Genomic DNA, 22,044 nt, shown 5'->3' with positions numbered 1-22,044 from the left:
CGCCGTGGTGCACCCCGTCCGGACCGCGCTGGCCGCCGGGGTGACGACGATGGTGCTGACGAACGCGGCGGGCGAGGGGGCCGCCGCCTGCGCGGACGCCTGCGCCCCGGCGGACTGACCGGCCGCCGCCTCCCGGCCGCTACCTCCGGCGGGGCGGGCGGATGTGCGGCTCGAAGCGGCGCGGCGCCGGTTCCCGGCCGGCGGGCTGGGTCGGCGCCGGGCGCGGCTGGACCGGCTCGATCGGCAGCTCCACCGGCTCCTCCCCGAGCGTGAACTCCTCGCCGTGGTGCCACAGCTTGAGGCCCGGCCCGTCCAGCAGCTCGTAGCGCGCCTCCTCGGCGGTCACCCCGACCTTGATCAGGTTGCCCCGGTAGCGCATCCGGAACGCCAGCCGGCTGATGCCGCCCGGAAGCCGCGGCGCGAACCTCAGCTCGCCCCTGCGGGCCCGCATCCCGCCGAACCCGGCGACCAGCCCGCTCCACGCCCCCGCCATCGACGCGATGTGCAGTCCGTCGCGGGTGTTGTGGTTCAGGTCGTGCAGGTCCATCAGCGCGGTCTCGCCCAGGTAGTCGTGCGCCAGGTCGAGCTGGCCGACCTCGGCCGCGACGACCGCCTGCGTCTGCGCCGAAAGCGAGGAGTCCCGGACGGTGAGCCCCTCGTAGTAGGCGAAGTCGCGCTCCTTCTGCTCCTCGGTGAACGCCTCGCCGCACAGGTGCAGCGCCAGGACCAGGTCGGCCTGCTTGACGACCTGCTTCCGGTAGAGGTCGAAGTAGGGGAAGTTCAGCAGCAGGGGGTAGTGGTCGGGCTTGGTCGCCGAGAAGTCCCAGCGGGCGTGGTTGGTGAAGCTCTCGCTCTGCGGGTGGACGCCGAGCCGGTCGTCGTAGGGGATCAGCATCGCCGCCGCCGCGTCCCGCCACGACGCGGCCTCCTCGGCGTTCACCCGGAGCCGGTCGGCGACGTCCGGGTGCCGCATCGCCATCTCGGCGGCCTCCTGCAGGTTCCGGCGCGCCATGAGGTTGGTGTAGACGTTGTTGTCCACGATCGCGCTGTACTCGTCCGGGCCGGTGACGCCGTCGATGCGGAACACGCCCCCGACGTCGTGGTGGCCGAGGCTCCGCCACAGCCGCGCGGTCTGCACCAGGATCTCCAGGCCGATCTCCCGCTCGAACTGCTCGTCCTGCGTGGCGTCGACGTACCGGACGATGGCGTCCGCGATGTCGGCGTTGATGTGGAACGCCGCGGTCCCCGCCGGCCAGTAGCCCGAGCATTCCTGGCCGCGGATCGTCCGCCAGGGGAACGCGGCGCCGTGCAGGCCGAGCTGCCGGGCGCGCTCGCACGCCAGCGGCAGCGTCATGTGCCGCCAGGCCAGCGCGTCCGCCGCCGCGCCGGGGGAGGTGTAGGTCAGCACGGGCAGCACGAAGGTCTCGGTGTCCCAGAACGTGTGCCCGTCGTAGCCGGGCCCCGTCAGCCCCTTGGCGGGGATCATGCGGCGCTCCGCGCGCGCGCCCGCCTGCAGGACGTGGAACAGCCCGAACCGGACCGCCTGCTGGATCTCCGCGTCGCCCTCGACCTCGACGTCCGCGCCCTCCCAGAACTCGTCCAGGTACGCGCGCTGCTCGGCCAGCAGGCCGTCCCAGCCGGTCTGCCGCGCGCCCGCCAGCGCCCCGACCACCTGGTCGTGCAGCGCGGGCCGGGACCGCCGGCTCGACCACCCGTACGCGATGTACTTGACGATGCGGAGCCGCTGCCCCGGCTCCAGCCGCGTCGCGACCGTCAGCCGCCCGACGTCCGGGGAGCTCTCCGTCTCCACCCGCATCGACTCGGGGCCGTCGATGTCGTGGGACATCCCGGCGGCCATCCGCAGCCCGCTGTGCCGCGTCCGGTGCAGCAGCAGCACCTTGGTGCCGTTGGCGAAGTGCTCCTCGCTGACGAGGGGGCTCTCCAGGACCGCCGACGAGCGCGGGTCCTTGCCGCCGCCGGGCAGCGCCTCGTTGGCGACCAGCTCGGACTGGGCGACCACGCGCACCGCCTCGCCCACCGGCTCGACCTCGTAGCAGATCGCCGCGACGGCCCGCTGGGTCAGCGACACCAGCCGCACCGACGTCACCTTGATCGTCTTGTCGGCGGGGGAGGTCCACTCGACGTGCCGGGTCAGCGTGCCCGCCTGCATGTCCAGGACCCGCTCGTGGTGGTGGACCCGGCCGTAGCGCACGTCGAGCGGCTCGTCGTCCACCAGGAGCCGGATCACCTTGCCGTTGGTGACGTTGATGACCGTCTGCCCCGACTCGGGGTAGCCGTAGGCGGTCTCGGCGTGCGGCAGCGGGCGCAGCTCGAAGAACGAGTTGAGGTACGTGCCCGGCATCCCGTGCGGCTCCCCCTCGTCGAGGTTCGCCCGCATGCCGAGGTGCCCGTTGGACAGCGCGAACACCGATTCGCTCTGCGCCAGCCGGTCGAGCCGCAGCTCCGGCTCCCGGACGCACCAGGGCTCCACGGTGAACACCGGCCGTTCCGCGGCGCTCTCCCTCTCCCGCCGGTTCACGCGTCCTCCAGCAGTTCGGACAGGTCGTCGACCACCACGTCGGCGCCGTGCTCGGCGAGCGCCTTCCCGTGCGCCTCGCCCACCCGGTTCACGCCCACCACGTACGCGAACCCGCCGGCGCGGCCCGCCTGGACGCCGGCCAGTGCGTCCTCGAACACCACCGCCTTGTCCGCCGGGACGCCCAGCTCCCGCGCGCCCTCCAGGAACATGTCCGGGGCCGGCTTGCCGGGCAGGTGCCGCTCGGCCGCGACGACGCCGTCCACCCGCGCGTCGAACAGGTCGGTGATGCCGGTCGTCCGCAGGACCTGGACGGTGTTGGCGCTCGACGACACGACCGCCGTCCGCAGCCCCGCCCGGCGCGCCGCGCGGACGTAGTCGATGGAGCCGTCGAACGTCTCCACGCCCTTCTCCTCGATGAGCTTCAGCACCAGCGCGTTCTTCCGGTTGCCGAGCCCGCGGATCGTCTCCTTCTCCGGCGGGTCGTCCGGGTCGCCCTCGGGCAGCGAGATGCCGCGCGACTCCAGGAACGAGCGCGTCCCGTCCTCGCGCTTCCTGCCGTCGACGTACCGGCCGTAGTCGGCCACGGGATCGAACTCGGCGAAGGGCTCACCCGTCCGCTCGGAACGTTCCCGCAGGTATCCGTCGAACATCTCCTTCCACGCCGCCGCGTGGACGGACGCCGTCCGGGTCAGCACCCCGTCGAGATCGAAGAGACACGCCGCCGCCTCGTCCGGCAGTCCCAGCATCCGCACCCCCTGGAATGACACCATCGATGTGAGAGTTGACGATGATCAGTCGCCGCGCGGCCCTTTCCCGCAACGAGCGCGGACGCAGCGCCCGCGCTCGAACGAGGGGATCATGCCCCGCGTACAACCCCTTGGTCAGGGTCGCACACGAGGAGGAGTGAGCCAATGGAGAAGGCGAGAATAGGCGTCACGGGGCTGGCGGTGATGGGCCGGAACCTCGCCCGCAACCTCGCCCGGCACGGGCACCCCGTCGCCGTCCACAACCGCACCGCGGCCCGGACCAAGGCGCTGGTGGAGGAGTTCGGGGACGAGGGCGCGTTCCTGCCGGCCGAGACGCCGGAGCAGTTCGTCGCGTCCCTGGAGCGCCCGCGGCGCCTGGTCATCATGGTGAAGGCGGGCGCCCCGACCGACGCCGTCATCGACGAGTTCGCCCCGCTGCTGGAGCCCGGCGACATGATCGTGGACGGCGGCAACGCCAACTTCCTCGACACCCGCCGCCGCGAGGCCGCCCTCCGCGAGCGCGGCCTGCACTTCGTCGGCACCGGCATCTCGGGCGGCGAGGAGGGGGCCCTGCACGGCCCGAGCATCATGCCCGGCGGCTCCGCGGAGTCCTACGCGGCCCTCGGCCCGCTCCTGGAGGACATCTCCGCCAAGGTCGACGGGACGCCCTGCTGCACCCACGTCGGCCCCGACGGCGCCGGCCACTTCGTGAAGATGGTGCACAACGGCATCGAGTACGCCGACATGCAGCTGATCGCCGAGTCCTACGACCTGCTCCGGCACGCCGCCGGCCTCGCGCCCGCCGAGATCGCCGAAGTCTTCCGCACCTGGAACACCGGCCGCCTCGGGTCCTACCTCATCGAGATCACCGCCGAGGTCCTCGCGCACACCGACGCCGCCACCGGCAAGCCGTTCGTGGACGTCGTCCTCGACCAGGCCGAGCAGAAGGGCACCGGCCGCTGGACCGTCCAGACCGCCCTCGACCTGGGCGTCCCCGTCGGCGGCATCGCCGAGGCCGTCTTCGCCCGCGCGGTCTCGGGCCACGCGGCCCTGCGCGAGGCGTCCCGGAACCTGCCGGGCCCGTCCCGCGGCGCCGCCGCCGACTCGTCCTTGCCCGACGCCGTCGAGAAGGCCCTCTACGCGTCCAAGATCGTCGCCTACGCGCAGGGCTTCCACGAGATCCAGGCGGGCAGCGCCGAGTACGGCTGGAACATCGACCTCGGCGCGATGGCGGCGATCTGGCGCGGCGGCTGCATCATCCGCGCCCGCTTCCTGGACCGCATCCGCGCCGCCTACGAGGCCGACCCGCAGACGCCGACCCTGCTCACCGACGCCCACTTCGCCGAAGCCGTCGGCGACGCCCAGGACGCCTGGCGCGAGGTCGTGGCCACCGCCGCCCGCCTGGGCATCCCGGCCCCCGGCTTCTCCACGGCCCTCGCCTACTACGACTCCCTGCGCGCCGACCGCCTGCCCGCCGCGCTGACCCAGGGCCAGCGCGACTATTTCGGCGCGCACACCTACCGCCGCGTGGACCGGAAAGGCTCGTTCCACACCCTCTGGGCCGGTGACCAGACCGAAGTGACCACCTGAGACCCACCCCCGCCCAACTCCACCGGGAGGGGTTCCGCCTCCACCTTCCCCTAGGGAGGACCCAAGGGAAGGCGACTGGAGAACGGGGTGATCCGCAGGTGGTCCCTTGTGGCTAAGTGTGATCGAATGGCGACCGAGAGTCCTCGGGGTGTGTCAGGTTGAGGCGTCGCACTCCCGCGGCACAGGACCAGAAGGAGAGGTAGCATGCCCGTCATGTCGCCCAAGCCCCTCGAACAGGTCACCCTCGCCGACCTGGCCACCAAGGACGACCTCAAGGACTTCGTCACCAAGGACGAGTTCGCCTCGTTCAGGCAGGAGGTCCGCCAGGAGTTCCGCGCCGTCCGCCAGGAGTTGGGCTCGGCGGTGAACCTGATCATGGGCGAGCTGGGCAAGATGGCCGCCCGCCAGGAGGAGATGGCCGGGACCCTGGCCCGCCTGGTCGCCAGGTCCGAGGGCGTGACGCCGTAGCGGCCGCGCCGATGGGGACATGAAGCCGAAAGGGACATGAAGATGCCCCCCGGGGGCGCCCCCGGGGGGGGCATCGCCGTGTCCGGGGCCGCGCGCGGCGGCGCCGTGGCTCACGGCTCGTCCGGCTCCTCCTCCACCCCGGCGATCGGGTCGCCGCCCCGCGTCCCCGCGGCGGCGTCCGACTCATATCCCTCATCGGCGCTCTCGGTCCCCGGCACGACCCGCTCGTGAGCCTGCTCCTCCTGCCCCGAACTCGCCCCGGGTCCCCGGTCCGCCGGATCGTTCTTCGCCATCTGGCCGTCCCTTCCAGGTTCCTCTGGTCGTCCAGCCCTTTCTTGCCGGACGGGCGCCGCCTAACCCGGACGGCGGCGGCTCTAGGCTTTCCGGATGCGCATTCCGCGGGACGAGGAGATCCGGGCGCTGCACGAGCGGCAGGCGCCGGGGCGGGAGGCGTTCGAACTGGTCTGGACGCACTGCGTGATCGTGTGCCGGGTCGCCGAGCAGATCATGCGGCGGGCCGGGGCCGGGGTGGACGCGGACCTGGTGCGGGCCGGGTGCCTGCTGCACGACGTGGGGGTCTACCGGCTGTACGACGCGACCGGAAGGTTCGATCACGCGCGATATGTGCGGCATGGGGTGCTCGGGCACGAGCTCCTCGCGGCCGAGGGGTTCCCGGAGGCGCTCTGCCGGTTCTGTTCCTGCCATACCGGTATGGGGCTGACCCGGGACGACATCGTGCGGCAGGGGCTCCCCGTGCCTCCCGGCGACTACGTGGCCGAGAGCCCCGAGGAGCGGCTGGTCATGTACGCGGACAAGTTCCACAGCAAGACCAATCCGCCCACGTTCGTGTCCGCCGACACGTATGCCGTCCATGTGCGGCGCTTCGGCGAGGACAAGGCCGCGGCCTTCGCCGAGATGCGCGAGGCGTTCGGTGAACCCGACCTCAAGCCTCTGGCGGCCGAGTACGGGCACCCTCTGGTGTGATCCCCTTCGGTGGCACGGGCGGTCGGGACGAGGGGGCAGGATGGAGGGGTGAGTCTTATCGATGAGCTTCCCTCCGGAAACGACGCCGACGCCGATTCGCTGTTCGAGGGGTTCGAGCGGTGGGTGTCGCAGCGCGGGATCACGTTGTACCCCGCGCAGGAGGAGGCGCTCATCGAGGTGGTGTCGGGCGCGAACGTGATCCTCTCGACGCCCACCGGGTCGGGGAAGAGCCTGGTGGCGGCCGGGGCGCTGTTCGCGGCGCTCGGCAGGGACCAGGTCGCGTTCTACACGGCGCCGATCAAGGCGCTGGTGTCGGAGAAGTTCTTCGACATGTGCGAGATGTTCGGGCGGGACAACGTCGGGATGATGACCGGCGACGCCAGCGTCAACTCGGACGCGCCGATCATCTGCTGCACCGCCGAGGTGCTCGCCAACATCGCGCTCCGGGACGGCGCCGAGGCCGACATCGGCGTCGTGGTGATGGACGAGTTCCACTTCTACGCCGAGCCCGAGCGGGGGTGGGCGTGGCAGATACCGCTGCTGGAGCTGCCGCAGGCGCAGTTCCTGCTGATGTCGGCGACGCTCGGGGACGTCTCGTTCTTCCAGAAGGACCTCACGCGGCGGACGGGGCGCCCGACGGCGCTGGTGACGTCGGCGGAGCGGCCCGTCCCGCTGATCTACGACTACCGGGTGACGCCGCTGCACGAGACGATCGAGGAGCTGCTGGCCGAGCAGAAGGCGCCGGTCTACCTGGTGCACTTCACGCAGGCGGCGGCGATCGAGCGCGCCCAGGCGCTGATGAGCATCAACGTGTGCACCAAGGCGGAGAAGGCCCGGATCGCGGAGCTGATCGGCAACTTCCGGTTCACGACGAAGTTCGGGCGCAACCTCTCCCGGTTCGTGCGGCACGGGATCGGCGTGCACCACGCGGGGATGCTGCCCAAGTACCGGCGGCTGGTGGAGCGGCTGGCGCAGGCCGGGCTGCTCAAGGTCATCTGCGGGACGGACACCCTGGGCGTGGGCGTCAACGTCCCGATCAGGACCGTCGTGTTCACCGCGCTGAGCAAGTACGACGGGCACCGGGTGCGGCGCCTCAGGGCGCGGGAGTTCCACCAGATCGCCGGGCGGGCCGGCCGCGCGGGGTTCGACACCGTCGGGTACGTGGTGGCGCAGGCGCCCGAGCACGTGGTGGAGAACGAGAAGGCGCTGGCCAAAGCCGGGGACGACCCGAAGAAGCGGCGGAAGGTGCAGCGCAAGAAGCCGCCCGAGGGGTTCGTCGGGTGGGACGAGGAGGTCTTCAAGAAGCTGCAGGAGGCCGAGCCGGAGCTGCTGCGGTCCCGGTTCCAGGTCAGCCACGCGATGCTCCTGTCGGTGATCGCGAGGCCGGGCAACGCGTTCCAGGCGATGAAGCGGCTGCTGACAGACAACCACGAGGAGCCGGCGGCGCGGCGGCGCCACATCTCGCGGGCCATCGCGATCTACCGGTCGCTGCTCGCGGCCGGGGTCGTGGAGGTGCTGCCCGAGCCCGACGATCTGGGGCGCTACGCCAGGATCACCGTCGACCTGCAGGAGGACTTCGCGCTCAACCAGGCGCTGTCGACGTTCGCGCTCGCCGCGTTCGAGATCCTCGACCCGGCGTCGCCCTCGTACGCGCTGGACGTCCTGTCGGTGATCGAGGCGACGCTGGACGATCCGCGGCAGATCCTCGCCGCGCAGGTCAACAAGGCGCGGGGCGAGGCCGTCCAGGAGATGAAGGCCGAGGGCATCGAGTACGAGGAGCGCATGGAGCTGCTCCAGGACGTCGACCACCCGAAGCCGCTGGAGGACGAGCTCGACGCCGCGTACGAGATCTACCGGGCCGGGCACCCGTGGGTCGGCGACCATCCGCTGCGCCCCAAGTCGGTCGTGCGCGACATGTACGAGCGGGCGATGACGTTCACCGAGTACATCGGGTACTACGAGCTGGCGCGGGCCGAGGGGCTCGTCCTGCGGTACCTGTCGGGGGCGTACAAGGCGCTGCAGCAGACCGTCCCGGAGTCGATCAAGACCGACGACCTGATCGACCTGATCGAGTGGCTGGGCGAGCTGGTCCGCCAGGTCGACTCCAGCCTGCTGGACGAGTGGGAGCAGCTGGCGAACCCGGCCGACGAGGACCTGGACGAGCCCATCGAGGAGCGCGTCGCGAAGGTGACCGCGAACGCGCGGGCCTTCCGGGTGCTGGTCCGCAACGCGATGTTCCGGCGGGTGGAGCTGGCCGCGCTGGAGCGGTACGAGGAGCTGGGCGAGCTCGACCCCGACTTCGGCGCCGACGCGTGGGAGGACGCCATGGAGGCGTACTTCGCCGAGCACGACGAGCTGCTCACCGGGGCCGACGCGCGCGGGCCGAAGCTGCTGCAGATCGAGGAGGTCCCGGAGGACGCGCTGTGGCGGGTCCGGCAGGTGTTCGACGACCCGGAGGGGCACCACGACTGGGGCATCAGCGCCGAGGTCGACCTCGCGGGCTCCGACCGGGAGGGCGAGGCCGTGATCCGGGTGACCGGCGTCGACCGGATGTAGGGGAGGCAGGCGATGGTGCAGGTCGCGGTGGCGCAGTTCGCGCCCGGCGTCGACAAGGACGAGAACCTCGCGGTGATCGGCGAGCTTGCCGGGGAGGCGGCCGGGCGCGGCGCGCAGGTCGTGGTGTTCCCCGAGTTCGCCATGTTCACCGCGCCGAAGATGGACGGCCGGTTCGTCGACTCGGCCGAGCCGCTGGACGGCCCGTTCGTCGGCGGCCTCGGCGATCTGGCCCGGCGGCACGGCGTGCACCTCGTCGCCGGGATGAACGAGCGGCTGGACGACCCGGGCCGTCCTCCGGCCCCCGCCCACCGGATCTCCAACACCCTCGTCGCGGTGAGCCCCGCGGGGAAGGTCGTCGCCGAGTACCGCAAGCTCCACCTGTACGACGCGTTCGGGTACCGGGAGTCGGACATCGTCCGGCCCGGCGAGATCGGCGCCCCGGAGACGTTCGCCGTCGGCGGCGTCACGTTCGGCCTGCAGACCTGCTACGACGTCCGGTTCCCCGAGGTGACCCGGCGGATCGTGGACGCGGGCGCCGACGTCCTGGCGCTGCCCGCCGACTGGGTGCCGGGGCCGCTGAAGGAGGACCACTGGCGGACGCTGGTCCGCGCCCGCGCGATCGAGAACACGATCTACGTGGCGGCGGCCGGCCAGTGCGCCCCGGCGGGCGCCGGCAACAGCATGATCGTCGACCCGATGGGCGTGGTCGCGGCGGGGCTGGGGGAGGGGCCGGGCGTCGCGTACGGCGAGGTCTCGCCCGAGCGGATCGCCGCCGTCCGGGAGAAGAACCCGGCGCTGCGCCTGCGCCGGTTCACCGTCGCCCCGGCCGGCTGAGACGCACCGTGCGGACGGCGCCGCGCAGCCCGGACCGGGGCGGTGCGCCTTGACGAATGAGTGAGCGCTCACTCAAACTGGGGTGAAGTGAAACGCGTCACGGGAGGCGAGTGCGATGGCCGATCGGCTGTTCCGGTTCGGGGTGATGGCGGCATGGGCGCGGGACGGCGCGCACTGGGCGGCGCAGGCCCGCCGCGCCGAGGAGCTCGGCTACGCGACGCTGCTGACCCCGGACACGTCCGGCACGGCCATGCCGGCGGCGGCGCTCGCCGCCGCGGCCGGCGCGACGAGCACGCTGCGGGTCGGCACGTTCGTGCTCTCCGCGGCGACCCGGCCCGCGCACATGGTCGCCTGGGAGGCGGCCTCGATGGCCTTCGCGACCGGCGACCGCTTCGAGCTCGGCATCGGCGCGGGCCGGCCGGGCGGCGAGGACGACGCGGCGCTCTTCGGCGTCCCCTACGGCGCCCCCGCCGACCGGATCGCCCAGGTGGAACGGGTGATCGACGCGGTCGGGCGGCCGCCCGAGGGCCTGTTCGCCGGGACGGGCCGCCCGCCGCGGGTGCTCGTCGCCGGGTCCCGGCCGCGGATGCTGGAGCTGGCCGCGCGGCGCGCGGACACCGTCGCGTTCGGCGTCCCGCCGCTGACCGGGGACGCGGAGCTCGCCGGATACGTCGGCACCGTCCGGCGGGCGGCGGGGGAGCGGTTCGACGACCTGGAGCTGTGCACCCAGGTGCACGTCGTCGGCGACGAGGTGCCGGACTGGCTCCAGGGGCAGATGGGGGTCGATCCCGCCGCGATGGCGAAGTCCGGCGCGATCGCGATGCTGTCCGGCACGCCGCGCGAGATGGCCGACACGCTGGCCCGGCGGCGGGATGAGCTGGGCGTGTCGTACGTGTCGGTCTCCTCCCCCTTCATGGAGGAGTTCGCCCCCGTGGTGGAGCTCCTCGCGGGGCGGTGACCCGCGCACCGAGGTGACCGTGCTTCATCGTGTATCAAGGCGGCAACGGTAGCGGGCATTCTCCGTGTCCGGCCGGGTGCGCGGCGTGAGCATCGGAGGGTGCGCCTCTCCTCCAGCCTCCCGCCCGCCGGATTCACCCGTGCCGAGCCGAGCCCGCCCGGGCGGCGCCGTGCCGTCCTGCCCGCGCTGGCGCTCGTCCTCGGCGCCGGTCTCGTCCTCGCGATCGGCTACGCGGCGACCCCGGCGGTCCCGGCCCGGACCGCCGGACCGGACGCCGCCACCCCGTCACCGTCCGCGAAGCCGTCCGCGAAGCCGTCCGCGGCGCCGCCGCACCGGCCGGCGCCGGGGGTCACGAGGCCCGGAGCCGGGGCGCCCGCCGCGCATCAGACGACGTCGGCTCCCCATCGCGGCCGCTCCGCTCCCGAGCACCACCGCCCCGCCGCACCGCGCAGGCCGCGTCCCCGCCCGCCCGCTAAGCACACGCACAAGCGCACGCCCGGGCATCCGACCGAGCACGAGGCGCACGAGACGCACGCCCGGCCCCCGTCCTGGATCGCGAGGGAGTGCCGGCGGCGCTTCCCGGACGACCCGCTCCGCAGGCGCGCCTGCGTCGCCGTCCTCACCGATCAGTTCGGGCGCTGATCAGGCGGCCTCGGAGGTGAGCAGCCGCTCGACGTGCGCGCGCAGCTCCGCGACGTCCGCGCCCGCCTCCTTCGCCAGCCGCACCGACAGGAAGTCCTCGTCGTGCAGGATGCCGAGCAGGATGTGCCCGCTGCCGATCTCCTTCTGCTTGAGCCGGATCGCGTGCCGCAGGCTCAGCTGCAGGGCCTTCTTGGCCTTCGGCGTGAAGGGGATGTGCCCCCTGCGGTACCGGTCCAGCTTCCCCGCGGGGACGTCGAGGGCGCCCTCGCCGAAGCTCTCCTCGGTGGCCTCCCGGACGGCGTCGAGGTCGATGCCGATGCTCTTCAGCGCTTCCGGGTCGAGGACCTCGCCGCCCGTCCCGTTGACGCGGGCGATACGGGCGCGCAGGTCGTCCGCGGCCAGCCCGTGCTCGCGGAGGGCGCGGCCCATGGGGTCGTCGCCCCGCACCATGGCGAGCAGGACGTGCTCGGTGCCGATGTGGTGGTCGCGCAGGGCCCGCGCCTCTCCCTGGGCGCCGACGACGGCCTCGCGGGCGGGCCCGGTGAAACGCTCGAACATCCTCACTGCTCCTTCTTGAGAAGGCGGCGCCCGCCGCCGTGCTTCTTGTGGACGGCCTGCCGGCTCACGCCGAGGCAGACCGCGATCTCCTGCCAGGACCAGCCCTGGTCTCGGGCGCTGGCGACCTGCAGCGCCTCCAGCCGCTCGGCCAGCTCGCGCAGCGCCCGCACGGCCCGCAGGCCGACCGCCGGATCCCGGCTGCTCGCCTCCTGGGCGAGCGTCACTCCGTCGCTCATGGTGTCAATGTAGGTTGACAGACCCGGCCCTGTCAACCAACGTTGACATCTCCGGGGTTCAGCGGACGGTCAGCAGCGTGGTGAGGAGGTCGTCCAGGCTGACCAGGCCCGCGAGCCGGCCGTCCGGGCCGATGGCCAGGCCCAGATGGCTGTGGTGGGACTTCAGGATCGCGACGGCCTCGCCCACCGGCGTGGAGACCGGCATCGCCGGAACCGGATGCGCCAGCTCCCCGGCCGGCGTCGCGGCGCCCCGCGCGCGGGCCAGGTAGGCGTCGCGGACGTGCACCATGCGGGCCGCCCCCGCGCCGCCCGGGCCGCGCACCATGATCCGCGTGTGGCCGGTGCCGGCGGCCGTGTCGACGACCTCCTGCGGGGACGCCTCCGGCGGCACCGACACGATGTCGGACACCGGGACGACCAGCCCGGCCAGCGGGGCGCGCGGCGCGTCCAGCGCGGTGGTCAGCAGCGTCAGCTCGCTCTCCTCGATCAGCCCGAGCCGCCGCGACTCCTGCGCGATGCTGCGCAGCTGCTCGGGCGTGCGGGCGACCTCCCGCGAGTCGGCCGGCCGCACGCCGGCGGCGCGCAGCAGCAGGTTCGTCGTGCCGTTCAGGGCGGCCAGCACCGGGCGGGCGGCGGTCGTGAACGCGCGGAACGGCAGCCCGAGCACCGCCGCCGAGCGCTCCGGGTCGGCGATGGCCCACGACTTCGGCGCCATCTCGCCGACGACCATGTGCAGGAACGTCACCAGCGCCAGCGCCAGCACGAACGCGACCGCGTGCGCGGCGGCCCCGGGCAGTCCGGCGGAGTGGAACAGCGGGGCGAGCGCCCCCGCGAACACCGGCTCGGACACCAGGCCGAGGCCGAGCGAGCACATCGTGATGCCGAGCTGCGCGCCCGCGAGCGTCAGCGACAGCTCGTCGATCCCGGCGACGGCGGCGGCCGCGGCCCGCCCGCCGCGCGCCGCCGCGCGCTCCAGCCGCGGCCGCCGCGCCGCCACCAGCGCGAACTCGGTGGCGACGAAGAACCCGTTGCCGGCCAGCAGCGCCAGCGTGACGAGCGCGCCGAGCCCCGGGTTCACCGGTCCTCCCCGGCGGTCTCGACGGTGCGGATGCGGATCAGCTCCGGCACGTGCCGGTGGACGGTCAGGACCTCGACCACCGCCGTGCGGGGCGGCTCGTCCAGCCGGGTCGGCGGGAGGTCCACGCGGACCACGTCGCCGGGCCGCGCCACCCGGCCGAGCTCCTTCAGCAGCAGCCCCGCCACGGTCTCGTAGTCGCCGTCGGGGAGCGCGATGCCGGTCTCGTGCGCGACCTCGTCCATCCGCAGCCCGGCGTCGGTCGTCCACCACTCGCCGGCGCGGATCGCGAGGTCCTCGCCGAGCTCGTTCTCGTCGGCGATCTCCCCGACCAGCTCCTCGGCGACGTCCTCCCAGGTCACGATGCCGGCGAAGCCGCCGTACTCGTCCACCACGCACGCCATCGGCTCGGCCGCGCCCTGCAGCCGCAGCACGACCTCCGGCAGCGGCAGCGAGGACGGCAGCAGCAGCGGCGGCCGGGCGATGTCGCCGACCGCGGTGCGCGCGGCGTCCTGCGGGCCGAGCGTGATCAGCTCCTCCAGCCCGACGACGCCGACGACGTCGTCGACGCCGTCGCCGAGCACGGGGTAGCGGGTGTGCCCGCTCGCGGAGACCACGTCGCTCAGCTCGGCGGCGCGCGCCGACGCCGGCACCGTCACCACGTCCACCCGCGGCACCATCACCTCCTCGGCGTCGCGCTCGGAGAACACCAGGGCGCGCTCCAGCAGGTCCACCTGCCCCTCGGGCAGCTGCCCGCCGGACTCGCCGATGATGTGCCCGAGCTCCTCCAGCGTCGCGCCGTGGTGCAGCTCCTCCACCGGCTCGATCCCGGCCGCGCGCACCAGCCGGTTCGCGGACGCGTCGAACAGCCTGATCAGCGGCCCCGCCACCGCCAGGTAGGCGAGGGTGGACGCGGCGAGCGCGCGGGCCATCGGCTCCGCCCTGGCCAGCGCCAGGTTCTTGGGGAAGAGCTCGCCCAGCACCATCTGGATCACGGTGGCGATGGCGAACCCGGCCGCGACCGCCACGCCGCCCGCCGCCGCGTCCGGGACCCCGGCCGCGCGCAGCACGGGGTCCAGCAGGTCGGCCAGCGCCGGCTTGGCGATGAACCCCACGACCAGAGCGGTGACGGTGATGCCGAGCTGCGCGCCGGACAGCATGAAGGAGAGCCGGCCCATCACCCGCAGCGCCCGCGCCGCCGCCCGGTCGCCCTCGGCGGCCCGCTGGTCCAGCGCCGGGCGGTCCGCGGTGACGAACGCGAACTCCTGCGCCACGAAGTAGCCGGTCGCGGCCGTCAGCACCAGCACGGCAAGCAGCCCGAGCGCGCCGTTCACCCGGCCTCCCTCCGCACGCGACCGCCCGCAGGCGCCGCCGGGGGCGCCTCCGGTCAAGATCCTCCTACCCCGGCGGGGCCGGTGTCTCTCGCGATTCCGGGACGGTTATCGACCGCTCTGCGTGGAATGAACACCTGCACGGCCATGACGCCGGGAGTACGGGAGTCGCCATGAACGTCGAGAACCGTCCCCGTCCGGTGTTCGATCCCGCCATCGGCGGCGACGACCGCGCGCTGCTCGCCGCGGCGCCGGAGCGGCTGGTCGCGGCGTGCCTGCCCGCGCCCCCGCCGCCGCGGCTGCGCGCCGCCACGGTGCTGGCGCGGCTGGTGTGGATCCCGGCGTTCGCCGTCTTCTACGGCGTGCTGCCGGGCGGCTGGCTGCGGATGTGCTTCCTCGCCTCGCTGGACGACGACGAGCTGCTGGGCGGCGCGGTGCGCTGGGGCCGGCTGCCCGTCCTCGCGATGATGCTCACCCCGGCCCTGCAGATCATCCTGCTGCTGTCCGGCCAGGTCCGGGCCGTCGCCGTCCTCGCGGCGGTGAGCTTCGCCGGCTGGGTGATCGGCGCGCTGCGGCACGTGCGGGAGCCGGCCGCCGCCCGCGCCGCGCGCGAGCACCACGGCCGCTACCTGCTGCCCGCCGACTTCGACGGGCCGGCGGCGCGGCTGCTCGTCCGCGCCCAGCGCGCCATCGACGACGTCCTGCGGTCGCAGGCGCACGGCGCCGGGCTGCTGGACGACGTCAACAACGCGGTCGTCCTGCCGTGCCAGGAGTGGGCCGTCGCGGGCGCCCTCGCCGAGCACACCCGGCTGCGCCGCGAGCGCCTCGCCCAGCAGCCCGAGCGGCTGTCCCCGCGGGTCCGGGCGCTGCTGGAGCCGCAGGACCGCGCCCTGGAGCTGTCGGTCCGCTCGGTGACCGGGCGGATCGAGGCGCTGGAGGCGTACGCCCGCCGCGCCCGCGAGGCCGACGACGCCTACCACGAGGCGAAGGTGCTGCAGGGCCTGCCGGAGCAGAACGCCCGCTACCGGGACCTGCTGGCGAGCACCGTCGGGGACGAGATGGCGGGCGCGGAGATCCGCGGCCTGGCCGAGGACGCCCGCCGGGCCGAGACGGCCTTGCGCGAGCGGGTGACGAGGGCGCTGCGGGCGGGCCACGACCTCGCCGTGCCCGCCGACGCGCCGGGGGTCAGTCCTCGGCGAGCACGATGACGCGGTCGTCGGCCGACAGCGTGAGCGGCGCCGCCTTGTCCGGGTTGAGCACCACGCCGTAGCCGGGCGGCTCGTGGAACCGCGCGGTCAGCCGGTAGCCGAGCGCGATCTCGCCGCGCCGCCGCGCCGACTCGATCAGCGTCGCGAAGTTGGCCTCCGCGCCCGGCACCAGGTAGTCGCCCGCGGGTTTGAGGTAGATCTCCGAGCCTGCCGGGTCGAGCAGGTCCACGAACACGTCGTACAGGTGCCGGTTCTCGCTCAGCTGGGTCATCATCAGGCTGATCAGCTTCTCGCTGACCACGAAGTCGTCGGCCTTGGTCACCTGTGCGATCTCCCGGTTGGCGTCGTCGTTGATCTCGCTGACGATGGCGAACGGGTATCCGGGGGCGTGGGCCGCCCCCTCTGCGGAGCGCCGGCCCTCCTGGAGGGCGTTCCCCATGTCGCGCAGGTGCAGCAGCGTGACGAGGGTGCGGGCGTCGGCGTGGCCGGGGTCGTAGCAGGCGTCCGACAGCACGATGACCTTCTGGTAGGAGCCGACGCCGAGGGCCTCCAGGGCCGGCCGCTCGGTCGGCTCCGCGCGGACGAAGTCGATCTTGAGGTTGGCGACCGCGGCGAGGTCTCCGGTCGGGTCCTCGCGCGGCGCGGCCACCATGAGCTCGGACCCGGGGGCGAGGAACTCGTCCAGCAGCTCGATGATCTTCGGGGCCCGGTGGTTCCAGCCGAGCATCAGGGTGCGCTCGGGCACCGGCTCCCGCGCCGTGGCGGTGCTGATCGCCTCCTCCCGGACGGGCGGGGCCGGCCCGTCGGCGAGCCGGATGAGCAGGTCGTCCTCGGCCAGCACGATGATCTCGTCGTCGGCGCGGATCACCGTGTCCATCGGCGGGTTGAGCAGCACGGTGCCGTCGGCGCGCCGCAGGCCGGACGGGACGCCGAGCTCGTAGGCGGCCGGCGACTCGCCGAACGGCATGCCCGCGAGGGCGGGCTCGGGCCGCATGTAGAACTCGTGGCCGGCGAAGTCCAGCAGCTCGGTGCAGACCTGCGACAGGCCGGACTGGCGGTGCGACTGCACGATCAGCCGGATCGTGACGTCGTCGGCGTCGATGATGTGCGCGAGGTCGCCGCCGGCGAGCCGCGCGGCGGGCAGGTTCGCGGGGTCGTGCACGGCGGCGACGACGTGCGGCCGGCGCCGCCCCCAGGTCCGGGCGCCGAGCGACAGCAGCACCTTGATGACGCGGGTGTCGGCGTCCTCCAGCTCCGGTGTGACGATGAGGATGGACCGCGCGGTGCCGGGGCTGACGAGGTCGAGGTCGGCGACCTTCAGCGGGTCGCCGGTGCGGCACACGATCCGGGTGCGGCCGAGGTCTCCGACCCGGGCGCGGATCGCCTCCTCCATCTCCACCTTGTCGCGGTTCGCGAGGATCGCCACGCACGACCGGCGCTTGCCCTGGTTGGCCTCGACCAGCTCGGCGACGACGGTGAAGACCTGCTCCGACCAGCCGAGCAGGACGGTGTGGCCCTGCTCGACGATCCGCGACCGGCCCTTGCGCAGTTCGCCGATCTTGGCCTCCAGGCCGGTGGTGAGCACGCCGATCAGCGAGCTGACGATGAAGATCCCGCCGATGGTGGACAGCAGCATCAGCGCCAGGAACGGCCCGGTGCCGGTGTCGTCGCCCATCGTCCCGGGGTCCAGGGTGCGCAGCAGGCTGCGCCACACCATGCCGGGCCAGTGCCCGTTCTCGTCGCTGTCGCGGGGCGCGATGACGACCGCCGCGGTCGCCACCACCAGCACCAGCGCCGCGGAGGCGAGGCCGAGCCAGCCGATGAGCGCGGGCGTCCCTTTGGACATCGTCCGGTCGAACCAGTACCTGACCCGTTCCCACCGCCGCGCAGGTACCAACCGGTCCGCCCCCTCAGCCGCTGCCTCGTGTCCGCCTATTGCGATGTCTTACATCATTCCGGGCATTATCTCCTAATGGCGATTTGCCCGGTGCGCACGTATGGTACGCACGTAAGAGGCCGGGGTGTGAGAATTCCACCCCGGCCCCTCGCGTCGTGCCGGAACGCCGCCGGCCGCGGATCCGCTAGTGCGCGGCCTCGTACTGCTCGATCACATTGGCGGGGATACGGCCCCGCTCATTGACCTTGATGCCCTGCTTCTTGGCCCACTCGCGAATCTCGGCGGAGCGCTCGCGGCTGCCCGCGGTGCGCGACCCGCGCCCGGCGCGGCCGGTGGTCTTGCGCGCCTTGCGGGCATTCGCCACGAACGGCTCCAGGCTGTTGCGCAGCTTGGCGGCGTTCTTCTTGCTCAGGTCGATCTCATAAGACGTGCCATCGAGGGAAAAGCTGACGGTCTCGTCAGCCTCTCCGCCGTCGATGTCGTCCACGAGTAGGACTTCCACCTTCTGTGCCATGCGGGGACTCCCTCTAGCTTACGTCCGGCTTGGCGTCCGGATGTGCCTCGATGAATGCAGCATAGACCTCATCAGATATCTTGCCACGTTCGGAGACTTCGATGTCCTGACGCAATGCCCACTCGCGGACATCGCCGTTCGTGTAGCCCTTGATCTTCGCTGCGCGGGACTTGCGGCCCTTCCCGGCGGGCTTCACCTCCGCGGCGTTCTCGATGAAGGGCGCGAGCGCCTCCAGCACCCCGTTCAGCCGCTTGTAGTTGTCATCGCTCAGGTCGATCGTGAACGTCCGACCCAAGACTTCGAAGTCTCGCTTTACGACATCGTCCCCTTCGGAGCCGTCGATGTCGTCCACGCGAATGACCTTCTCGGCCATGTGCTCTGTGTCTTCCTTCCCCTCGCCTACGCGGCGACCCCGACCGTAGCGGATTCCGGGCCCGGACGAGGAAGGACGCGACCGGGTCAGCCGCTGTGGCGGCGGATCCAGGTCTGCAGGAGGAGCATCATCTCCAGCCGGATCTCCGGGTCCTCGATGTCGGACTCGAACATGGCGTGCAGTTGCGCCAGCCGGTAGCGGACGGTCTGCGGGTGCACGCACAGGGCCTCGGCGGCGCCGGTGGCGTTGAATCCGTGCTTCATGCACTCCAGCAGCGTCACGGCGAGCCGCAGGCCCTGCCGCGGCCCGGCCTCCTCCAGCGGGGCGAGCCGCCGGGCCGCCACGATCGCGGCGAGCGTCCCGCCCTCGCGCAGCAGCAGGTCCGGCAGGTGCTCCTCGGCCCGGACGAGGACCCCGCCGCGCCGCGCCCCCCGGCGGACCGGCGCGGCGGGCGCGAGGTCGAGCGCGCGGCGCGCCCACAGCAGCGACGTCCCGGCCTGCTCCACCGGGACCGACGGGCCGATCGCGCCGGTCCAGCCGGCGAGCGTGGCGGTCAGCTCGTCGATCCGGCCGGGGCCGTCCGGGTCGGGCATGACCAGGCAGGGGCGGCCGCGGTCCAGCCCCGTCAGCAGGGACGGCGGCAGCCCGGCCGGGCCCTCGCCGCCGCTGCCCGGCCGCGGCCGCAGCACGATCGCCGCGAGCCGCCGCGGCAGCGGCCAGCCGGCCCGGGCGGACTGCTCGCGGACGACCTCGGGCGGCGCCGGCGGGTCCGACAGCAGCAGGGCCAGCAGCCGGCCGCGGCGCTGCTCGCGCTCCCCGGCCGCCTTCTCCCTGGCCCGCGCGTAGCCGTGCGCCGCCGCGGACGCCAGCGCGTCCAGGTAGGCGAAGTTCGCCTCCGCGAGCAGGCTGATCAGCGCGTGCGGGCGGCCGAGCCGCTCGGCCTCGACCGCGAGGTGCCGCCAGGCGATCCGCGAGCCGACCCGCATCGCGTTCTGCAGGTGCTCCAGGCTGCGGCCCTCGACGGCCTCGCCGTAGCCGACGTCGAAGAAGACCTGGTGCACCTCCTTCCAGGAGGCGTCGGGGTCGGCGATCATCTGCACGAAGTGCTCCATCGCGTGCGCGACCGCGGCCTCGGCCACCCGCCAGTACGCCGCGTCGCCGGGCCGGTCGTACTCGGGGACGTGCCGCAGCACGCCCTCGACCATCACGCCGAGCAGCTCCGGGAGGCGGGGGCGCATCCAGCGCGCCTCCTCGGCCGGGACGTCGCGCCACGGCTCCTCCGAGAGGCCCTCCAGGACCGGTGAGCCGGAGGACGTGTCCTCGTACGCCGCGGTCACGGTGCCACCTCCCGATCGCGTTGCGCGGACGCCGTTCCGGGCGCCCGGGTCGTATCAACTTAGGCACGCGGCGTGATCTGCGACACTAAGCGGCCTTCACCGCGCGGATCCGCGTTTGTCAGCGCACTGACAAGCGCACCGGGGGAGTGCGGGCGGGCGCACCGGAACGGGCGCACCGGGCACCGGGCTCAGGCGCCGCGCCGCGGCGGCGGAACGGCCGCGGTCGGCGGGCGCGATCCGGCGGGCGGTCCGGCGGGAACGGTCCAGCGGGTACGCGGAGCCGCCGGACCGGTCGCGGGCGCCTGGCCGCATTCTGCCAATTATTTGTGGGCAACCTCACAGGATTTGAGGTATCCGTCCTGATTTGAACTAGATTTTGAAAATATATCTTGTGCGACCGGTGCGGTAAAACGCTCGTGATGGTACGCCGAAACGCGCTCCTATCTCCCGGCATTGCGGACCGGTGACGTGCGCGGTCGGCCCTCCCGGCCGCCGGGGCGCCCCGTGCAAGCGGACGCTGACATGCGGTTTCCAGGGCCGGACGGCCTCGTGCGCGGCGGGCCCGGGGGGCGCCGCGTTGCCGGACTGGGCAGCCCGGCACCGCCCGGACTGCCCAGGGGTGCAGTTCAGCGATGCGCATTTCTGTAGCAAGATGACGGCCGTCCGCTCGGCTAATCCGCCCTTCCGAGAAGGGCCTCCGGGTCGTTTTCGGTAGGTGGGGCCGAGGAGCCCGGGGCCGGTAATTGGAGGGAGCGCGCATGACCGCGTCCGTTATCGAGCGATTCCGCGAGCTGGTGGTCGACGAGTCGGATCCCTTCTACTTCGACCACCCGCTCGACCATGTGCCGGGCATGCTGCTGTTCAGCGGCCTGCTGGAGCTCGCCGTCCGCGCCGACGGCCTGCGGGCGGGCGGGCGGCGCCCGGGGCGGGTGGTGGCCGGCCTCGACTTCACCCGGTTCTGCGAGCTCGACCGGGGCACGACGCTGTCCTGCCGCCCCGTCCCCGGCCCGAACCGCGCCTGGGCGGTCTCCGCGCGGCAGGCCGGCCGGGAGGTGTGCGGCGGCTCCATCGCTTTCACCGACACCGACCCGGCGGCGCCGGGCGGCGCGCCCGCGGCCGCGGTTCCCGCGCGGCGGGCTCCGGCCCGGCTCGTGCACCGCAACCGCCCGGAGAACATCCTGGTCGGCGAGCCGGTGCGGCGCGGCCGGGCGGTGGTCGAGGCCGCGGTGCTGCAGCCGGAGGGCGAGCGCTCCCCGTTCCGCGGGCCCGTGGAGATCGTGGAGGCGGGCCGGCAGTTCGCGACGATGCTGGAGCACGAGGAGCACGGCCGCCCCCTGGACGCGACGCTGCTGTGGGTGATGCTGCGGATCGACATCCCGTACCAGGTGCGCCGCGACCTGCCGCTCCTGCTGCGCTGGCCCGTCGCCCGCCTGTCCGGGCGCCGGTCCCACTGCGCGGCGAAGCTGGCGGACGCCTCCACCGGAGCCGACCTCGGGTCGCTCACCTACGAGGCGTACGCGGTGGACCCGGAGCAGTACGCCCGCACCCGGGCGCGGTGATCCGCATGAGGTTCGCGATGGTCGCGCCGCGCCTGCTGCTCGTGCCGGGCGTGGGAGTGCCGGCCTTCGGGATCGCCCTGCACGCCGGCCGGGACGGCACGGCGGCGCCGGCCGCGGCGGGGATGCTCGCGGCCTATCTGGGCTGGCTGCTGCTGGAGGTCCCGGTGGCCTTCCGGCGCTCGGCCGCCCCGCCCGCCGACGCCCGGACGCTGCTCCCGTACGCGGCCGCCCGCCTGCTGCTGGTCGCCGGCGCGTCCCTGCGCCCCCCGCCCTGGGACCGCTGGACGCCGTGGCTGCTCGCCCCCGCGGCCGTGTTCGCGGCGGGCGTGGCGCTGCGGCAGGCCGCGATCCGCGCGCTCGGCCGGTTCTACTCGCACCACGTCGTGCGGCAGGAGGGCCACCGGGTGGTCGCGGACGGGCCGTACGGGGCCGTCCGGCATCCGGCGTACGCGGGGATGCTGCTCGCCAACCTCGGCTTCACGGCGTTCTTCCCCGGCCCGGTGACCGGGGCGGCGATGGTCCTGCTGACCTGCGCCGTGGTCCGGCGCATCCGGGTGGAGGAGCGGGCGCTCGACGACGTTCCTGGCTATGCGCAGTACGCCGCCGGGAGGCCGCGCGTGCTGCCGGGAGTGTGGTGAC

Annotated in this window: 21 protein-coding genes; 10 read left to right on the top strand and 11 right to left on the bottom strand. The window is 73.4% G+C overall.

The genetic code is table 11. The features are described from left to right. Positions 1–139 precede the first annotated feature (139 nt). Both ABTW95_RS31635 and ABTW95_RS31630 read right to left on the bottom strand, forming a co-directional pair. Positions 140–2,539, bottom strand: coding sequence for a glycoside hydrolase family 65 protein (locus ABTW95_RS31635; protein ID WP_396445792.1), 2,400 nt, complete (start codon positions 2,537–2,539; stop codon positions 140–142). Next, a complete protein-coding gene (locus ABTW95_RS31630) occupies positions 2,536–3,309 on the bottom strand; it encodes an HAD family hydrolase (RefSeq protein ID WP_396445793.1) in 774 nt (257 codons plus the stop codon). The genes ABTW95_RS31635 and ABTW95_RS31630 overlap by 4 nt, the downstream gene beginning before the upstream one ends. Before the next feature lie 141 nt (positions 3,310–3,450). Here ABTW95_RS31630 and gnd point away from each other — a divergent pair, with 141 nt between their 5' ends. Both gnd and ABTW95_RS31620 read left to right on the top strand, forming a co-directional pair. Then, on the top strand, positions 3,451–4,875 hold the full coding sequence (gene gnd / locus ABTW95_RS31625) for an NADP-dependent phosphogluconate dehydrogenase (protein ID WP_500228237.1): 1,425 nt from the start codon (positions 3,451–3,453) through the stop codon (positions 4,873–4,875). Between the two features lie 213 nt (positions 4,876–5,088). Beyond that, positions 5,089–5,343: a hypothetical protein gene (locus ABTW95_RS31620; protein ID WP_500228236.1), complete on the top strand. Its 255-nt coding sequence runs from the start codon at positions 5,089–5,091 to the stop codon at positions 5,341–5,343. Between the two features lie 110 nt (positions 5,344–5,453). On the opposite strand, the gene ABTW95_RS31615 is transcribed toward ABTW95_RS31620, so the two are convergent. After that, complete coding sequence (locus tag ABTW95_RS31615) at positions 5,454–5,636, bottom strand: hypothetical protein (protein ID WP_500228235.1); 183 nt, start codon at positions 5,634–5,636, stop codon at positions 5,454–5,456. A 94-nt stretch (positions 5,637–5,730) separates the two neighbouring features. Here ABTW95_RS31615 and ABTW95_RS31610 point away from each other — a divergent pair, with 94 nt between their 5' ends. From ABTW95_RS31610 to ABTW95_RS31590, 5 genes are all read left to right on the top strand, one after another. Next, the gene (locus ABTW95_RS31610) at positions 5,731–6,327 is read left to right on the top strand and encodes an HD domain-containing protein (protein ID WP_500228234.1); all 597 of its coding nucleotides are present in this window, start codon (positions 5,731–5,733) and stop codon (positions 6,325–6,327) included. A gap of 48 nt (positions 6,328–6,375) precedes the next feature. Further along, complete coding sequence (locus ABTW95_RS31605) at positions 6,376–8,883, top strand: DEAD/DEAH box helicase (RefSeq protein ID WP_500228233.1); 2,508 nt, start codon at positions 6,376–6,378, stop codon at positions 8,881–8,883. Between the two features lie 12 nt (positions 8,884–8,895). Continuing rightward, positions 8,896–9,717: a carbon-nitrogen hydrolase family protein gene (locus ABTW95_RS31600; RefSeq protein ID WP_500228232.1), complete on the top strand. Its 822-nt coding sequence runs from the start codon at positions 8,896–8,898 to the stop codon at positions 9,715–9,717. A gap of 115 nt (positions 9,718–9,832) precedes the next feature. Continuing rightward, the gene (locus ABTW95_RS31595) at positions 9,833–10,675 is read left to right on the top strand and encodes an LLM class flavin-dependent oxidoreductase (RefSeq protein ID WP_500228231.1); all 843 of its coding nucleotides are present in this window, start codon (positions 9,833–9,835) and stop codon (positions 10,673–10,675) included. Between the two features lie 99 nt (positions 10,676–10,774). Continuing rightward, positions 10,775–11,317 (top strand): hypothetical protein, encoded by a 543-nt coding sequence (locus ABTW95_RS31590; protein ID WP_500228230.1) that lies wholly within the window; start codon positions 10,775–10,777, stop codon positions 11,315–11,317. Here ABTW95_RS31590 and ABTW95_RS31585 read toward each other — a convergent pair whose 3' ends face one another. Genes ABTW95_RS31585 through ABTW95_RS31570 form a run of 4 tightly spaced genes read right to left on the bottom strand, consistent with a single transcriptional unit; the run spans position 11,318 to position 14,520 of the window. After that, complete coding sequence (locus ABTW95_RS31585; protein WP_396445803.1) at positions 11,318–11,875, bottom strand: Clp protease N-terminal domain-containing protein; 558 nt, start codon at positions 11,873–11,875, stop codon at positions 11,318–11,320. 2 nt (positions 11,876–11,877) lie between these two features. Then, a complete protein-coding gene (locus ABTW95_RS31580) occupies positions 11,878–12,111 on the bottom strand; it encodes a helix-turn-helix domain-containing protein (RefSeq protein ID WP_067794089.1) in 234 nt (77 codons plus the stop codon). Between the two features lie 58 nt (positions 12,112–12,169). Beyond that, positions 12,170–13,189, bottom strand: a complete 1,020-nt coding sequence (locus tag ABTW95_RS31575) for a hemolysin family protein (protein ID WP_500228229.1) — start codon at positions 13,187–13,189, stop codon at positions 12,170–12,172. Next, entirely contained in the window at positions 13,186–14,520 is a 1,335-nt protein-coding gene (locus tag ABTW95_RS31570; RefSeq protein ID WP_500228228.1) for a hemolysin family protein, read from the bottom strand. Before ABTW95_RS31570 ends, ABTW95_RS31575 begins: the two co-directional genes overlap by 4 nt. A gap of 170 nt (positions 14,521–14,690) precedes the next feature. Between ABTW95_RS31570 and ABTW95_RS31565 the strand changes: the two genes are divergently transcribed. Further along, on the top strand, positions 14,691–15,725 hold the full coding sequence (locus ABTW95_RS31565; RefSeq protein ID WP_500228227.1) for a hypothetical protein: 1,035 nt from the start codon (positions 14,691–14,693) through the stop codon (positions 15,723–15,725). Here ABTW95_RS31565 and ABTW95_RS31560 read toward each other — a convergent pair. The 4 genes from ABTW95_RS31560 to ABTW95_RS31545 form a co-directional block, all read right to left on the bottom strand. Then, positions 15,703–17,571, bottom strand: coding sequence for a CASTOR/POLLUX-related putative ion channel (locus ABTW95_RS31560; RefSeq protein WP_500228226.1), 1,869 nt, complete (start codon positions 17,569–17,571; stop codon positions 15,703–15,705). The genes ABTW95_RS31565 and ABTW95_RS31560 overlap by 23 nt on opposite strands. 235 nt (positions 17,572–17,806) lie before the next feature. Beyond that, positions 17,807–18,136: a histone-like nucleoid-structuring protein Lsr2 gene (locus ABTW95_RS31555; RefSeq protein WP_396445810.1), complete on the bottom strand. Its 330-nt coding sequence runs from the start codon at positions 18,134–18,136 to the stop codon at positions 17,807–17,809. A gap of 13 nt (positions 18,137–18,149) precedes the next feature. Beyond that, positions 18,150–18,509: a histone-like nucleoid-structuring protein Lsr2 gene (locus ABTW95_RS31550; protein WP_396445811.1), complete on the bottom strand. Its 360-nt coding sequence runs from the start codon at positions 18,507–18,509 to the stop codon at positions 18,150–18,152. Between the two features lie 86 nt (positions 18,510–18,595). Further along, positions 18,596–19,846, bottom strand: coding sequence for a PucR family transcriptional regulator (locus tag ABTW95_RS31545; protein ID WP_396445812.1), 1,251 nt, complete (start codon positions 19,844–19,846; stop codon positions 18,596–18,598). 758 nt (positions 19,847–20,604) lie between these two features. On the opposite strand from ABTW95_RS31545, the gene ABTW95_RS31540 reads away from it, so the two are divergent. After that, entirely contained in the window at positions 20,605–21,405 is an 801-nt protein-coding gene (locus ABTW95_RS31540; RefSeq protein WP_500228225.1) for an AfsA-related hotdog domain-containing protein, read from the top strand. Between the two features lie 5 nt (positions 21,406–21,410). Then, a complete protein-coding gene (locus ABTW95_RS31535; protein ID WP_500228224.1) occupies positions 21,411–22,043 on the top strand; it encodes a methyltransferase family protein in 633 nt (210 codons plus the stop codon). Position 22,044: the final 1 nt, after the last annotated feature.

Source organism: Spirillospora sp. NPDC127506, from assembly GCF_040302145.1.
In the GTDB taxonomy this organism is placed as follows: domain Bacteria; phylum Actinomycetota; class Actinomycetes; order Streptosporangiales; family Streptosporangiaceae; genus Spirillospora.
The sequence above is the reverse complement of the archived record's forward strand: the minus strand, read 5'-3'. Positions and strand labels throughout refer to the sequence as shown.